Genomic DNA, 16,472 nt, shown 5'->3' with positions numbered 1-16,472 from the left:
CAAATCGGCAACAGTATTGAAGATTAGCCATGTCCATATGAGAAGCCTATAATCTTCAAGATGTAAATGCTTTGAACGATTTAATCAAGTGGTCTGCATTTCCACCTGTTTAATTTAACCATGCTCAGATTCCCTAGCTCAACAAGAGCTAGGGGATTTATTTGATAGCTCCTGTTTACATTTTAGCTTACAAACCCAACCCCGTATAGAGTAAAATAATAAGTGTCATTTAACATCAGTTATTTAAGAGCCAACCTTTAATTCTTAGATTAATTAAGATCAAAATAGCAAAGTAAACTTGCCTCATTTCTTTTTGTCAATATGATTTTATACTCTTAACTTATCTTATTCTAAAATGTAAAATATATTAATATGCAAGATCTGGGAAATCTCGGACTTAAATATTTAAACAAATATGCTGATCATGTTGTTTATGACCATATAAATGCACAAAATATAGAAAACAAACTAAAACTATAAATCATGAAAAAATTAACACTATTTGTATTCTTATTGTTAACGACTTCCATTGTCTTTGGACAGGAATTTACTGAAAACACAAAAATTGTGACTACATCGGGTATTGGTTTAGGATCCGTAATCGCAGTAGTTACTTCTTGGGACCGTAACAAATCCATTCTTTGGGCTATTCTACACGGAATTTTAAGCTGGTTTTATGTTATTTACTTTGCTTTTACCCGATAAGGAATTATAGCTACACAAACACTTTAAATCCTTACAAATTATCAAGCTATCCATTATTAATGTCGGTACAACGGAAATGGCATTTCTTGTTGTACCTATACTTTTTTATATATCACATGATCACCAATGATCATGTATATCGTGACAGCGGATGACTTTGGTCACTGGGATTATTACTATTTAATATTTATCGGCTGTATATTCTGGAGTTATTGTAACAGATCCAAAAGTTGGAATGCTGCATATGCTACAAACTCAGAAAAACAATCTTGACCTTTATGATGATGTAGAAAGTAAAACCAAGCTCCTCTTAACAAATGCAAAGGGATAACAACTATTTTCGATCTTTAATATTTTCAGCAAGTGGTTTTACAAGAGTATAATCTTGGTTAAAATAAGCTCTATATTTTTTGATATAGGCAGAAGGTGTCATGCCATATAAATCTTTAAATTTTTCTCTAAAATATTTCACATCCTGAATGCCCACCTCCACTCCAATTTGGTTTATATTCAAATCAGATCCAGAAAGTAATTCAGCCGCTTTTCGTAATCTGATCGCTCGGACAAATGCAGAAGTCGAAAGCCCTGATAACGCTCTAATTTTCTTATATAGGTTAGAATAGCTCATATGACATAAACTCGCTAATACCTGTGCATTAAAGTTATGATCTTGTAGATTCTCCTCAATAATAGTCATACACTTTTCCAAAAAATCTTTTTCCTCAACTGAAATTCCACCGTGATTTTCATCAATCCACCCCTCTTCATCTCTCTGTGTAATGCGCTTAAAAAAGTAATCGTGCAAAGCATTCCTATTTTCCATCAGTGCATGCACCCTTTTTATCAAGATTTCAGCATCAAAAGGTTTAGCCATAAAATCATCCGCCCCTGCTTCAATAGCCTGAATTTGATTTTCAGTAGTACTCAATGCACTGATCAAAATGATGGGCAACTGAGTGTACTTGGTATTATTTTTTAGATCTCGACAAAATTGATATCCAGTACCATCCATAAACACTTCGGCAATCACCATATTTGGATTTGTTTTTTCTATTAGTCGCATCGCGTCCTGGCAGTCCTTACCTTCAAAAACGTGAAAGTCCTCTTTAAAGATCTGTCGCATATATTGCCGAAAGACTTTGTTATCATCGACCACTAGAATTGTTTTTTTATTTGTAATTTCCAGCGGACTCAAATGTTGTGGTACCATGTGATTTGCCGCCATTTTTACATCTTCATCGAGTTGATGCTTCAGCAGCTGATTTTCCCACATCATATCATGCAGACGAAGGTACCATCGATCTTTGTTCAAGCTCAACATCATACATGTTTCACCGTCATCGCCTATTTTGTACGACAATCCACCCAGATGTTCTTTTACAAAATCGCGCGTTAGAATTAAACCTACCCCCAGATCGCTGTCCATTGATCCTTCAAGAAGATTAATCAGCGTTGCCTGCTCACTCGCATCAGCTTTTTTTGTCAAGGATGTGAAGCCCCAAATCAACACCTCAAAATCAGCATCATGTTCTTTCAATGTAACCGAAACAGTACCCTCCATCTTCAACCTCTGGAAAACAAAAGATAGCAAGTTAAAAATGACCAATGCGATTTTTTGTCTATCTCCATAAATCCACAGTTCCGCTAGCGGAATATCCAAATCAAAGTTAACAAGTTCATGGCCGGACCACTGCTGGTAAGCAAAACTTTCCTCCTGCAGCAGCAAACAAAAATCAAACCTTTCCAATTTTAGCGGTTTGCTAAAACTATTTCCTTTTTTAATTTCACTTAGTTGATCCGCGAGAACAAGAAGTTTGCTCGCATTCTGATAGGCTACTAAAAGATCCTCTGATACATCTTCTCGATATTTTTGGATATATGCCTTTAGCGGATTGACGACAAAAGTCAATGGTGTCTTGATCTCTTGTATAATATCTGCAAACGTAGCGATCTTCTTTCGACCGATTTCCCGCTCCTTCTCCACCTCAAGCTTTGCAAACTTAGCCTCGTACAACAGTTTTGTCCTATTTTTTTTTATAGTAACATATGTATACACCATTATCATCAAGAGAGCAATATAGAGCATAATCGACCACCAGGTCTGGTACCACGGCGGCAAAATTGTCACATCCAAAAGATGCGTCACTTTCCAATTATTATCCTTTGCTGATGCACGCACCAAGAGTTTATAATTTCCTGGAGCTAAGTGATTATAATCCATGACAGGAAGTTCAGCCAAATTAATCCAATTAGGATCGTGTCCTATCAATTGAACCGCATATCGCACATTTTCTAAGGAGAAAAATGGAAAAGCTGAAAACTCAAGGTGAAGATTCGTATTGTCATATGGGAGCTCTAGCTTGTGAAAAGAGTTCACATCAGGGCTTACTGTATTTTTAGCGATTAAATCCCGGATTGGTTTACCATTAACTTGTATTGCTGTCAGTTGCGGTTCAAAAGAAAGTGGAGTGACAGCTATGTTTTCAGGCCTCAATACATTAAACCCTTTATTACCACCAAATATCATCTGACTATTACGGAGCTTAAGTGCTGCATGATAGCTAAATTGATTGCTTTGAAGTCCATCCTCCTCCTTAAAATTGACACTACGTTTGGATTTTGTATCAAATTTAATTAATCCATTAAATGTACTTAACCAAAGCTGACCGTTGTCATCCGGCAGTATATTTAATATATTATTATTTGATAATCCTTGCTCCTCCCCATAACTGATAAACTTACCGCTATGTACATTGATGGATAAAATTCCTCGTCCTTCCGTACCGATCCATAGGTTTTTGCTATCTTCCGTACCGTAGATCGCTCGAATGCGATATCCCAAATCGTAGGTAATCATCCGCTGGTCGTGCAGTCTATAATGAATCAGCTGCGCATCATTACCAAACCAAAGATCTCCTCTTAAATCTTCCCAAAATGTCAATATATTGCCAAACTTATTGGATATAAAGACAAATTCCGACGTTGCCTCATTCCATTTATATAAACCAGCATGACCAAAAGTGGTAGCCCAGATACGTCCTCTACGATCTTCAAATATATTCCATACATTATCTGCCCAAATTTTGTTTACCGGATCATAACAGCGATAATGCTTGATCTGCTTGCCATTATTCTCAATCCGATAGATACCATTATTCCAAGTAGAAACCCATAACCGGTATTTTTTATCGCGCCATATTTTAGTGATGCTCTTATCTTTCAGGTCACCTTCAGCCACGGGCAGTAAGGTCTTTGTGGTTCGATCCCAGCTAAAGAGCCCGTAGCCGTCTGTTCCGACCCAGATTCTCTGTTCACTTTCTTCAAAAAAAGTAGAAACAAAAAAATTAGATTTTAAACTAGGATTCAGCTGCTTTGGTACAATAACATTAAAAGACCGTTTTTTCGCGTCTAATATTGTCACTCCACCGCGCAGTGTTGCGCACCACATGCGGCCTTCACGATCCTCCATCACTTGCTTAACGGCATTACTGGACAATCCCGAGCCATCCTTGGCTTCATAGGTTTTACTAAAACCATCTATTTGCTTTAATTTAAGATAGATACCGTCGCCATCGGTAGATGCCCAAATGGTTTCATTTTTAGATAAAAAGAGATGAAGCACAGGTTTTGAAAAACGAACAAAATGCTGCTTATCCTTAACTGGATGCCATTTATATACACCTGTATTTAAGGCTAAATAAATCGCCCCATCGGGCGTTGACAGCAATCCATTACATTCCTGAAATCGCACATCCTGTACAAGCAATGCGTCGGATTCCTGATCCCATTGGCATAGACCTACACCAGCAATGAAGACCCACAATGTACCTTGACGATCCAAGTCCATACCCTTTACTTGATAATTCCATTGTCTCTTTCCCCCTAATACCAAAGGAACCTGTTTATAAAGGAGATCAGTTTGGCTGTTAATTAGCAATCCTTTGTTATCGGAACCAATAAAAATATTTTTTCCCTGAGCCTTAAAAATTGCAGATCCTGTCAGAGAAATATGCTTTTTGGTGGTCGGATGCAAATAAGAAAGCTTACTAAACGTGTTCCATGTTGGATCAAAGACCACCACAGTATCTAGTGTTGCGATCAAAAGTCGTCCGTCGTCCATCTCAGTGAGTGCTTCTATACGATTTCCAGGAAGCGAATTGAGATCCATGACATTCTTTCTAAAAACCGTAAATCGATATGCATCATAACGATTCAGACCATCAAACGTACCCATCCACACCATCCCGCTTTTAGATTGGATGATACAATTTACATCATTATTGGAAAGGCCTTGTTCAATTCCAAGAGAATAGCGCTGTACAACAGAACTTTCTGTAACACCTTGCCCCTTTAAAGCACAGGGAAAAATACAGCATAGCAGCAAACAATATATATTTCTTATCCCAAACATCCCGACTAGTTTCTGGATATAAAAATACGATTTATGTCTGACTTATTTGTATATTATTAAAGATTTACCCCCCTAAGATTACTGCTTTACCCCTATTTTTTTGTATTCACCCCCCTATCTTAGCATCCAGCAAACCATAGCTCTTTTAAACCATATGATGACTTTATGAAAACAGCACTTTTCATTTTGATCTGCTTGATCTGCAACTTACCTTGTCGAACAGCAGCAGAAAACAGTAAAATAAATCTATTCCATGAGCATTTAGCTCCGTCTCTTTCTTTTGGTTCTATTGATACGGCAAAATGGAACTTAATTTTCTCGGACGAATTTAATAGTTCAGATCGTTTTGATACGACAAAATGGTCCTTCGCTCCCAGGTGGAGCCCCGCTTGGGCGAAATATTTGACTGCCAGCCCCAAATATGTAAGACAAGAATCTGGAAATTTACTTTTACGCATGGACAACCAGGTGATCGAAAATGACGATGTACCCTACCATTCTGGAGGAATTCAGACGGCCAAAAAATTTAATTTCCGATATGGTAAGGTAGAAGTTCGGGCCAAATTTAATCAAGGCAAAGGATCTTGGCCAGCTATATGGATGATGCCCGAACATCCTGTTTCTTACGGCGATTGGCCAAATAGTGGTGAAATCGATATCATGGAGCATGTCAATAAGGAAGATAAAGTACACCAAACTATTCACAATGGAGCAGTCACGGGTACCGATGGCGGAAGCACAGCTACAGAAAACAGCACTTACAATACAGAGGATTTCAACATCTACGCAATCATCTGGGACGCCACCAAAATTGAATTTTATGTCAATCATGTACTGCGCTACACGTACTATAAACCCATACCATCAACTGCTGCGCAATGGCCTTTTGATAAACCTTTTTATCTGATCTTAAATCAGTCTGGAGGAGCAGGATGGCCAGGAGCTATAGATGATGCCGATCTACCTTTTCAAATGGAAGTAGATTACGTACGTGTGTATCAAAAGCAAAAAACAAATTAAATTATATATCCACCCATCTAAAAACAACCTCAAATAACCATGCATTATCGGTTTAAATTTCCAACATCAAAGACACTGATCGCACTCAGTGTCATCGGCATGAGTTCGCCTCTTGTCTCGTTTGCACAGCAGCAACAATTTCAGGGACAGATCACTTCACAGGGTCAGCCCCTATCCAATGTTGTCATCAAAGTGAAAGGAACGACAGTCGCCACCCAAACGGATTCCCAAGGAAAATTCAGTATTACAGCCGCTGTTGGCAGTCAACTACAGATCAGTTACGTAGGCTTCCAGTCGCAGGAGGTTACACTAAAGACAAATGCTCCAATTCAACTAGAGCTGCAATCCGAAGATCAGCAACTGGAAGAAGTTACCGTAGTGGGTTATGGTCAACAGCGCACTAAAGATCTCACCGGATCTTTTTCCACTTTAAAAGCTGATGCATACAAAAGTCAACCCGTACTCACGGCTGCTTCTGCACTTCAAGGTCGAGTATCAGGTGTGGCAGTTACCCAAAGTTCAGGTGCTCCAGGCGGAAAAGCTAAAATTCGTATTCGTGGAAATAACTCCATAGCCGGCAGCAATGAACCGCTTTACATTGTAGATGGTATAGCGCTGAGTACCTTTAGCCTAGAAGATCTTAATGTGAACGATATCGAATCCATGGATGTGCTAAAAGATGCGTCGGCCACAGCCGTTTATGGATCACGTGGAGCCAATGGAGTTGTGATTATCAGCACAAAAAAAGGAAAAGCAGGTGCCACTACAGTAAGTTATGATGGATTTATCAACTTCAATACGTTACCTAAGCGCTATGAACTGATGGACGCCACTACCTACGCAACCATGGCAAATACCATTGCAGGAAGTACTGTCATTGCCGATCCTGCGAGTTACCAAAACAAAACCACCGATTGGCAGCGTTTGTTGCTAAAAAATTCTAACACGCACAATCAACAGCTTTCATTAAGCGGTGGCGGAGAAAAAGCCAAGTTCTTTATCTCTGCATTTTATCAAAATCAAGATGGAACTTTACGCAACACTGATCAAAAAAAATATGGATTGCGTTCCAATACCGATATCAAGATCAATGAAAAACTATCGGTAGGCATCAACCTATTTACACAACGGGTCGAAGCGCATAATAATGCGATTATGACCTCAAAAGCCAATCCCGTGATGGCATCTATTGCTTGGGCTCCCACCGAAACACCCTACGAAGCTGATGGGAAAAACTACAACAGAAATGGAATTTCGCCGATCTGGGTCAATCCATTGATGACCGCATTGGAATCCGATGACAATATCTTCAGTAATATTGCAACTTTCAATGGAAACATCAAATACAAAATTTTCGATGGATTGACATTTACCTCCAATGCAGGTCTAGACGCCAATTTAAGTAAATCAGCTTCTCTAGCAAATGACTGGGTGTCGCCCAACAATATGAAATCTGGTCAAGGATATAGTGAAAGCTATGCCTTTCAAAACAGCAATGTACTGACCTACATGAAGACCATAGCAGAAAAGCATAATCTGACCTTAACAGCAGTTGAAGAAAGCACGATTAGTACCAGTAATAATTTTAGCGCCAATGGCTCAGGATTGACCAGTACATCTAATGGGTACTACAATTTAGGATTAAATGCGGCTCAAAGCATATCTTCTGGTTATTCGCAATGGTCTATATTATCTTTTTTGGGAAGAGCAATGTACAGCTACGACAACAGATATCTCGCAACGGTATCGTATCGACGAGACGGGTCTTCCAAATTTCAGCAACGTCAAAAATGGAGCAATTTTCCTTCCTTCAGTCTTGGTTGGAATGTACATGAAGAAAGCTTCTTAAAAAGTGTGGAAGCAATTTCAAAACTCAAAATTCGTGGAGGTTGGGGTATGACCGGCAACCAGGCCATAGGTCCTTATCAGACCATGGGACTACTCAGTCCTGTTAATTATTCTTATGGATCGACGACATCTTATCAGGGCTATATGATTGGCAATCCTGCATTAGAAGATTTAAGATGGGAAACAACCAAACAGACTGATATTGGCTTTGACCTCGGGTTATTTAACAACCGACTGACGGTTACAGCCGATTATTACAACAAAAATACCGTAGATCTCCTATTGCCTACACAGATCGATAAATATTTAGGCGGTGGCACGATGCTTAAGAATGTGGGCTCTATCAATAATCGAGGTTTCGAATTTGCCGTTGATGCTGCTCTGGTCCAAAATGATTATTTTCAATGGAACAGTAATCTCAACGTAAGTTTTAATAAAAACAAAGTCATCAGCCTTAATGAAGGTCAAGACATGATACCACAACCCCGTATCGGAGGCGGTTTGATCAATGCCAATATCCAAGTGGTCAAAGTAGGTGAAGCATTAGGCGCATTCTATTTGATTCCGTGGGAAGGCGTTTATCAGGCTGACGATGCAAAAATGAATCGCAAAGCCGGAGACTATAAATACACCGATGTAAGCGGTAATAATCAGATCGGATATGAAGATATGACAATCGTGGGTAATGCCACTCCAAAAGTTCAGATGGGTTTTACCAATAACTTTACCTATAAAAATTTCGATCTCAATATTTTTATCCAAGGCGCCTATGGCCATCAAATGTTCAATGCTACTTACGCGGCCGCGGCCATTGTTACTTCCGATGTTGCTTATCCGACACTACAAGCTGCAATCAATTACTGGACACCCGAAAACCCGTCTAATGAATGGGCATCAGCTACCAGCAAGAGCAAACAATATGTGGAATCAACACAATTTTTACAAGATGCCGGATTCACCAGATTAAAAAACATCAGTCTGAGTTACAAACTTCCAAAATCGGTATTAAAAGTAGCAACAGCAAGTCTAGGTTTTGGTGTTCAAAATTTATTTACGGTGACCAAATATAAAGGTTTCGATCCAGAAGCAAGTTCTACAGCTCCTAACAGCGATGTAACCTCTGGGATTGATCTCGGCGCATATCCTTCACCTCGCACCTATACGGTTCGCTTAAACCTGACTTTTTAATTGACAAACATGAAAAAACAACTTTTTACTATATTATTTGCATCGAGCCTGCTCTTTGGCGGATGTAAAGATTACTTAACAGAAGATCCCAAAGGAAGTGTCTTACCTGCCACATTTTATAAAACTTCGGATGATCTTAATGCAGCCATGTTGGGGATTGCTTTATCTTACAATTTGGCTTGGAATCAAACCGGTGGTATGGCGATTACATTTGGATCCGATGACATTACCACACATGCCGGTGGTAACAAAAAAGGTTTCTCCGATTTTGACACCTTTCAACCCAACTCTTCCAACGATCGGATGACCTTATGGTGGGACAATTTTTATAAAACCATTAAATCGTCCAATGCATTGATTGAAAATTATGAAAAGGCAACTGAGGCATCGGCTGCAGATAAAGACCAGGCGGGCGGTGTTGGCTATTTCTATCGTGCACTCAATTATTTCTTTTTGACGCGTACCTGGGGAGCTGTTCCTATGCCACTGCAGTTTTCACTCGATCAAAAAGGCAATAGCACACCCGAAGAAATCTATGCACAAATTGTTGAAGATCTAAAAAAAGCTGAAACCATGCTTCCCGATGCTTGGACTGGACCAAGACGTCAAAACGGGGTAGATATCCTACCCACAGCAGGGTCAGCAAAATCTCTGCTAGCCAATGTCTACTTAACCATGGCAGGATGGCCACTTAAAAAAACTGAAAACTATGTCTTAGCGGCAAGTAAAGCCAAAGAGGTCATCGACAACAGCCAAAAATGGGGTTATACACTTCTCCCTTCCTTTGATCAACTTTGGGACAAAGATTATCAGTTCAATAAAGAAGCTGTCTTTGGATGCTACTTTAACAAAAACATGCCGAGCATTTGGACATATGGTGACAACTGGGGCAACGGCAGCCAGTTAGTTCCCCCAAACTTTGCTCCAGGAGAAGAAGGTGGATGGGATGAAGCTTTTGGAGAAATCAATTTTTATAACAATTTTCCTGAAGGACCTCGTAAAGCAGCTACTTATCAGAAAGATTATTTTATCAAGAATGATCCGAAGAATGTGGTCGACTATACCAAACTAACGCATAAACATCCTTACTTTATGAAATATAGGGATGATGAGTCGTATGATCCCGTAACACATAAAATGAATGATTGGTGGGGCAATGCAACGGTCTATGTCATTCGTTACCCAGAAGTCCTATTGACTTATGCCGAAGCACAGACCATGTCCACCGGAACTGCAGATGCAACAGCATACGAGGCGGTTAATAAAGTGCGCAGACGCGCAGGGCTCAAAGACCTCGAAGCGGGTTTGGCGAAAGATAAATTCCAAGCAGCAGTCATTGCCGAAAGAGGTTGGGAATTTGCAGGATTCGAACCAGCAGCAAGATGGTTTGATCTGATTCGTACCGAAACTGTTGCCAAAGCCAATGCAAATCGCGGAACTGGCGAATTGACCTTAGTGGGAAAACCAGACGATAGCAGCCATAGTTTCTACTGGGCTCCTATCCCGATCATTAAATAATTTATGACCCGAATAGGACTGCCTGTTATCAAGGCAGTCTTATTTTTCGCGCATCAAAACCACACTTCCATATCCAAAAAATAACTATGAAAAAAACAATATTATCCTTAGCCATAGGATTTTTAAGTTTACAGCTTACATGGGCACAAGAACAGATCACGATTATTCCCAAGCCACAGGAGGTTGCTTTAAAAACAGGAAAATTTCGTTTCAATGCCCAAACAAGTATTTCCTTTCGTCATGCAGTGCCAGCAGATGTCGCTCTATTTGTAACACAATTACGAACCATTACACAATATCCCTTCCCTACTGGGAATAAAAAGGAAAATGTGATTATCTTTTCCATCGATAAAAAAGCGGCTATCCAACATCCCGAGGGATATACCATCGTGGCGACGGATGAAAAGATTGAAGTCACCGCGACAACAGGAAAAGGATTATTTTATGCCACACAATCTCTACGTCAGCTTTTGCCGACAGCGATCGAAGCTCCCGGAAATAGTGTACAGACTGACTGGTCTATTCCTGCGGTCGAGATTTCTGATTTTCCACGATACGACTGGAGAGGCTATATGCAAGACGTGAGCCGTACTTTTTATGACGTCGATGTCATTAAAAAATACCTGGATGTCATGGCGTTGTACAAACTCAACACTTTTCACTGGCATTTATCAGATGATCAAGGATGGCGTATCGAAATCAAAAAGTATCCCGAATTGACTTCACCAAGAGCCACAGTATTTCATCATACAGAAAATCAACCTGCAGCAAGAAGTGGCTTTTATACGCAGCAACAGATTAAAGAAGTCGTAGCTTATGCCAAGGCACGAAACATCAGTATCGTACCTGAGATCGACGTACCTGGTCACTCATGGCCAGCCATCTTAGTCTATCCAGAGCTGGGGGTCAATTCGTATACCTATCCCAACCATATCTTTCCGTTTGTATCCTCTTGGCATTATTGGGGTGTGCAGTTCACGCCCAATACACTCGATCCAACAAGTGAAAAAGTGTACCAGTTTCTAGACCAGGTATTTACTGAAATTGCCGATCTTTTCCCAGGGGAATATATTCACTTTGGAGGTGATGAAGTGCGTCACGAGCTTTGGGACAAAGAAGAGCATGTCAAGCAATTTATGACTAGAAATCAAATCGCAAATGTACATGAATTACAGAGCTATTTCGTCAAGCGCGTATCTGACATTATCACCAAAAAAGGTAAAAAGCCCTTAGGCTGGAATGATATATTAAGTGATGCCAAAAACTTACCGAAGTCTACTGCCATCATGAGCTGGATAGGTGCTTCGGCTATAAAAGAAGCCACAAGCCAAGGCTTTAAAGCCGTAGCAACACCATCATCACATCTCTACTTTGATATTACACAAGCCGACCGCAATGATGGTACCATGAGTGATCTGGGCTACCCGCAGATTAATTCTTTACAGAAAGTGTATGAATATGATCCCTCAGCAGATCTTACGCCGGAAGAGGAAAAATTGGTCTTAGGCGTACAGGCCAATCAATGGACGGCTTTGACTCAAGAACTCAAAGAAATGAACGTGCACAATTTCCCAAGACTATTAGCTCTGTCCGAAATCGCATGGTCATCTCCCAAAAACAAAGACTTTAAAACCTTTTCGCAACGTCTCGACCACCAGTATCCCCGTTTAGATTCCCTGCGTATCGACTACTACAGACCAGGTGGGTATATTATTGCACAATGGGATAGTACCGCTATCAAGAGTCAGTACGACACGCTAAGCTACGATGTGACGAAAAAAGTATATGCCAACGGTGCAGTACAAGCAGGTTTCTTCTATCTGAGTGGAAAAAACTATTTAGAAATAGAACAAGTACAATTATTAGAAAATGGAAAAGTAATTGCGACAGACGATCACCATGCATTAGCGGACAAATTTAGAGGAACCAGTAAAATCAAACCCTTCTTTTACAATTTCAATGTTGACGCTTACCAGCCCTCCGCAACCTATACAATCAAAGCAATCGTTAGAGGAGTCGGCGGGATCGATTCAAAAGGTCATGTTACCTTCAATCTTACTCCTTTCAAAAACTTTGAAAAAACGGAAACACTGTAAAAAGTATATAGCCAAGTAATGATTGCTTTCATCTTAAAAAAGGACTAATTATCATTTAGTCCTTTTTTAAGATAGGCATTCCGCTTTTCATCAGACAGCGTATCCCCTAAGCATATCATTTTTAAAGATGATTTTATGTACAAATTACATAACAGCTAGAGGCTCTATTCCATCTGAAGAGAACATCCACCCTATTAAAAAATAAGCTTCTCACAGGAGACTACATTAAAAAGTACATCATAATTGAACCTCGCAATATCGAGGTTCAATTAATTTGTTATGTATTACAAAAAAATACAACTAAATTCGTTTCTTACCAATATTCCTAATATTAAACCGATGCAATTGGATGTCGAGCAATGGGTGATCAAGCCAAAAGAAGCAGGAGCAAAATTTACCAGCATAACCGCAACCCATGAAACCGGATGTGCACTCTATCTAGGATGGACAAAAAGCAAACAAGCTCTCGTTGGCGACTTTATGATTGCTTGTCGAAAGCATAATAGTAGACCCGGTGTAAACTTAGGTATAAGATGGATTACATATCTTGGCATTCAAGATTTTAAAGCCATAGGTACAAAATCATTAATTTCAATGCTTATGACACTATTTAAAAATAAATCAACACTCTTCATGCTCCTGATGGCGTGTACACAACTGGGATGGGCCCAACAGCAAGATCAGCCTAATATTGTGGTATTTTTTGTCGATGATCTCGGATGGCAAGACACATCCGAACCCTTCTATAAAGAGAAGACTTCGATCAATAAACGATTTCATACTCCACACATTGAAGCTCTGGCCCGAGATGCAGTCAAATTTACGGACGCTTATGCTACCCCGGTCTGTACCCCATCACGTGTTAGTTTTTTGACGGGCCTCAATGCCGCACATCATAAAGTGACCAACTGGACAAATCCCAAGGCAAATACACCGACGGACAATTCCGATGAGCTATTGACACCTCCAGATTGGAATATCAATGGACTCAGCCCAATTGCCAACGTACCAAAAACCATTCATGCAACCCCTTTTCCCAGCATATTAAAAGATCATGGCTATCATACCATCCATATCGGAAAAGCGCACTGGGGATCTGCTGGCACACCAGGAGCAAGTCCGCTCAATCTCGGTTTTATGGTCAATGTCGCGGGGCATGCTGCAGGGCATCCTCAGAACTATTATGGTGAAAAAAATTATGGAAATATATCCGGTAAAGCAAGCTATCAAGCAGTACCAGACCTAATGGAATATCATGGCACAGCGACATTTCTAACCGAAGCATTGACTCAAGAGGCACTAAAAGCGATCAAGGAACCGATCAAACGCAAAGAACCATTTTTCCTTCATTTCTCCAATTATGCCGTCCATGTCCCTATACAGCCAGATCCACGCTTTGTCCAAAAATATTTAGAAATGGGCTTAGACTCGACAGAAGCGGCCTACTCCTCGCTGGTCGAAGGCTATGATAAAAGTATGGGCGATATTGTACAGTTCCTAAAAAACCAGGGAGTTTATGACCAGACCATCATTGTCTTTATCAGTGACAATGGCGGATTGAGTTTACAGCCGATGCGCACAGGATCTAACCATACGCAAAACCTTCCCTTAAAAGCCGGCAAAGGTTCACTGTATGAAGGTGGTATACGTGTACCCCTACTGATAAAAAATATCGGACAACATCAGCCAAAGGTTAATCATACTCCAGTAATCATTGAAGACCTTTTTCCAACGATTTTAGACCTCGCAAAAATCAAGCAGTACGACCTCATTCAACAAAAATTGGATGGACAGAGTTTAGTGGGATTACTAAGTGATCGTCATGAAAATGAACATTGGGAAAATAGATCCCTTATTTGGAATATCCCTAATAAGTGGACCGTCCCCGATGGACCTGGCATCAATTTCTTTTCTGCTATCCGTCAGGGAGATTACAAACTGCTTTACGATATGAAGAACGGTAAACTGGAACTGTACAATCTGCGCGATGACATAGGCGAGAAAAATAATCTAGCATCAAAGATGAAACGCAAAACAAAAGATCTTAGCACATTGCTATCGGAACAATTAAAAATTTGGAACGCACAATTGCCGACTTATAAAAGCAATAATGCTCCGGTACTGTATCCTGATCAGATCAAGCTTTAAATTTTAAATCCCCTTCAATACGAGCAATCCCACCATGGAGTTTATCTAAACAGACCTGGTGGGATTATTACAAAAACCAGGTGCGGAATCCAACCATTGAACTGATCGGCCATTTGATTAAGACGGTTAGTTACAAAAGAGGAGACAATAGATTAGGTATAGAAATTACAAAAAATAAAAAACATCGTTACCTTTGTTTGGTCCGATTAGAATGACAGGCTCATTTCGACGTCAGATCAGATCAAAAAAAGAACAAATGGACTCGTTTTTTAAATTTAATAAGACCAACAGACAGTGGCACCTCCCTATAGTTGCAGGACTAAGTGTAGGTATCCCCATGATTCTGGGTTGGTACATGGACAATATAGAAGCTGGAAAGCTCGGATCGTTAGCCGGATTATCAATATTATACATCCAATCCGACAAACTCATCGAACGTATGATCCTCCTGATGACCTGCTGTTTTGGTCTCATGTTATCTTTTACCGTTGGATTGCTTTTTTCCTTTAGCCCCATTCTTGCCCCCATCGCATTGGGCCTTTTTTCTTTTGGCGTACATTACTCCCTGCACAAGCTCCAGTTGACCCGACCACCCGGCAATTTCTTTTTTATCATGCTGGCCTCTACTGCGATCTGTTCCCCTTTTCAGCCCGAACATATAGCCGAAAAAATCGGTTATGTCGCTATGGGCACCATCTTAACCTGCGGTATCGGTTTAATATACAGCCTACTTACCCTAAAAAAGAGCAATCAACCCGAAAGCATGATCCACCGTAAATCGAGCTATACCAACATCGTCGAATCCATTATCTTTGGGCTCATCATGACCCTATCTCTAGCAGTAGCTTTATCGTTGGATATTGAAAAACCTTATTGGATCCCTATTTCCTGTTTAGCCGTTATGCAGGGCAGCAGTTCAAAACACGTTTGGCTAAGAGCGACACAGCGTATCACTGGAACATTAATAGGACTTGGCATCACCTGGTTGATTGCATCTGGCAATCCAACACCGCTGATCATGGTGATCAGCATTACCCTTCTACAAGTCGTCGTGGAGTTTTTAGTCGTACGCAACTACGCAATAGCCGTTGTCTTCATCACCATTCTCACTATTTTCCTATCCGAGTCCGGCAAGCAATTGACACAAGATACCAACCAGATCTTCTTTGCTCGTATGATCGATATTTTTATCGGCAGCATGATCGGAATGATCGGTGGATGGATTTTATTTAATGCAAAATTACATGATCATACCACCCAACAATTAAGAAAAGCTAAGATATTAATGAAAAAGAATAGCCGAAACCGTGTAGATCATCAATAACTAGGTGAACAGCACATTCTGATCATCCAGATTTTCGACCATTAGTACGCTAATTGGAACTAGCTCACGCCACTTAGGATTGGTGATCTAAATCATTTTTTCACCGATTAATCAGATAAACTTCCTTGCACATCGTGTCATTACCGGTATCGATGATAAAGCGATGGGCCGTGGTTTGATAAAAAGATATGACGAAACTGTTTTGAAGATCACG

General features: G+C 40.2%; 8 protein-coding genes. 7 read left to right on the top strand and 1 reads right to left on the bottom strand.

Annotation, left to right across the window (positions count from 1 at the left end):
* Nucleotides 1-483 precede the first annotated feature (483 nt).
* On the top strand, nt 484-705 hold the full coding sequence (locus tag AC06G9_RS09365; protein WP_045756290.1) for a hypothetical protein: 222 nt from the start codon (nt 484-486) through the stop codon (nt 703-705).
* Nucleotides 706-1,039: 334 nt separating this feature from the next.
* Here AC06G9_RS09365 and AC06G9_RS09360 read toward each other — a convergent pair whose 3' ends face one another.
* Entirely contained in the window at nt 1,040-5,116 is a 4,077-nt protein-coding gene (locus AC06G9_RS09360; protein ID WP_480957994.1) for a hybrid sensor histidine kinase/response regulator transcription factor, read from the bottom strand.
* Nucleotides 5,117-5,281: 165 nt separating this feature from the next.
* On the opposite strand from AC06G9_RS09360, the gene AC06G9_RS09355 reads away from it, so the two are divergent.
* From AC06G9_RS09355 to AC06G9_RS09330, 6 genes are all read left to right on the top strand, one after another.
* Nucleotides 5,282-6,136: a glycoside hydrolase family 16 protein gene (locus AC06G9_RS09355; protein ID WP_480957993.1), complete on the top strand. Its 855-nt coding sequence runs from the start codon at nt 5,282-5,284 to the stop codon at nt 6,134-6,136.
* A gap of 39 nt (nt 6,137-6,175) precedes the next feature.
* The gene (locus AC06G9_RS09350) at nt 6,176-9,172 is read left to right on the top strand and encodes a SusC/RagA family TonB-linked outer membrane protein (RefSeq protein ID WP_480957992.1); all 2,997 of its coding nucleotides are present in this window, start codon (nt 6,176-6,178) and stop codon (nt 9,170-9,172) included.
* Between the two features lie 9 nt (nt 9,173-9,181).
* Nucleotides 9,182-10,690 (top strand): RagB/SusD family nutrient uptake outer membrane protein, encoded by a 1,509-nt coding sequence (locus AC06G9_RS09345; RefSeq protein ID WP_480957991.1) that lies wholly within the window; start codon nt 9,182-9,184, stop codon nt 10,688-10,690.
* An 86-nt stretch (nt 10,691-10,776) separates the two neighbouring features.
* Entirely contained in the window at nt 10,777-12,786 is a 2,010-nt protein-coding gene (locus AC06G9_RS09340) for a beta-N-acetylhexosaminidase (RefSeq protein ID WP_248753928.1), read from the top strand.
* A gap of 279 nt (nt 12,787-13,065) precedes the next feature.
* Complete coding sequence (locus AC06G9_RS09335; RefSeq protein WP_480957990.1) at nt 13,066-14,934, top strand: sulfatase; 1,869 nt, start codon at nt 13,066-13,068, stop codon at nt 14,932-14,934.
* Between the two features lie 256 nt (nt 14,935-15,190).
* Nucleotides 15,191-16,258: an FUSC family protein gene (locus AC06G9_RS09330; protein WP_293924880.1), complete on the top strand. Its 1,068-nt coding sequence runs from the start codon at nt 15,191-15,193 to the stop codon at nt 16,256-16,258.
* The last annotated feature ends 214 nt before the right edge of the window (nt 16,259-16,472 follow it).

It is taken from the genome of Sphingobacterium sp. MAE (genome assembly GCF_056711605.1).
The sequence above is the reverse complement of the archived record's forward strand: the minus strand, read 5'-3'. Positions and strand labels throughout refer to the sequence as shown.

Coding starts and splice junctions, on each gene's coding strand:
- AC06G9_RS09365 (WP_045756290.1), top strand. CDS start 484: ATGAAAAAATTAACACTATTTGTATTCTTATTGTTAACGACTTCCATT.
- AC06G9_RS09360 (WP_480957994.1), bottom strand. CDS start 5,116: ATGTTTGGGATAAGAAATATATATTGTTTGCTGCTATGCTGTATTTTT.
- AC06G9_RS09355 (WP_480957993.1), top strand. CDS start 5,282: ATGAAAACAGCACTTTTCATTTTGATCTGCTTGATCTGCAACTTACCT.
- AC06G9_RS09350 (WP_480957992.1), top strand. CDS start 6,176: ATGCATTATCGGTTTAAATTTCCAACATCAAAGACACTGATCGCACTC.
- AC06G9_RS09345 (WP_480957991.1), top strand. CDS start 9,182: ATGAAAAAACAACTTTTTACTATATTATTTGCATCGAGCCTGCTCTTT.
- AC06G9_RS09340 (WP_248753928.1), top strand. CDS start 10,777: ATGAAAAAAACAATATTATCCTTAGCCATAGGATTTTTAAGTTTACAG.
- AC06G9_RS09335 (WP_480957990.1), top strand. CDS start 13,066: ATGTATTACAAAAAAATACAACTAAATTCGTTTCTTACCAATATTCCT.
- AC06G9_RS09330 (WP_293924880.1), top strand. CDS start 15,191: ATGGACTCGTTTTTTAAATTTAATAAGACCAACAGACAGTGGCACCTC.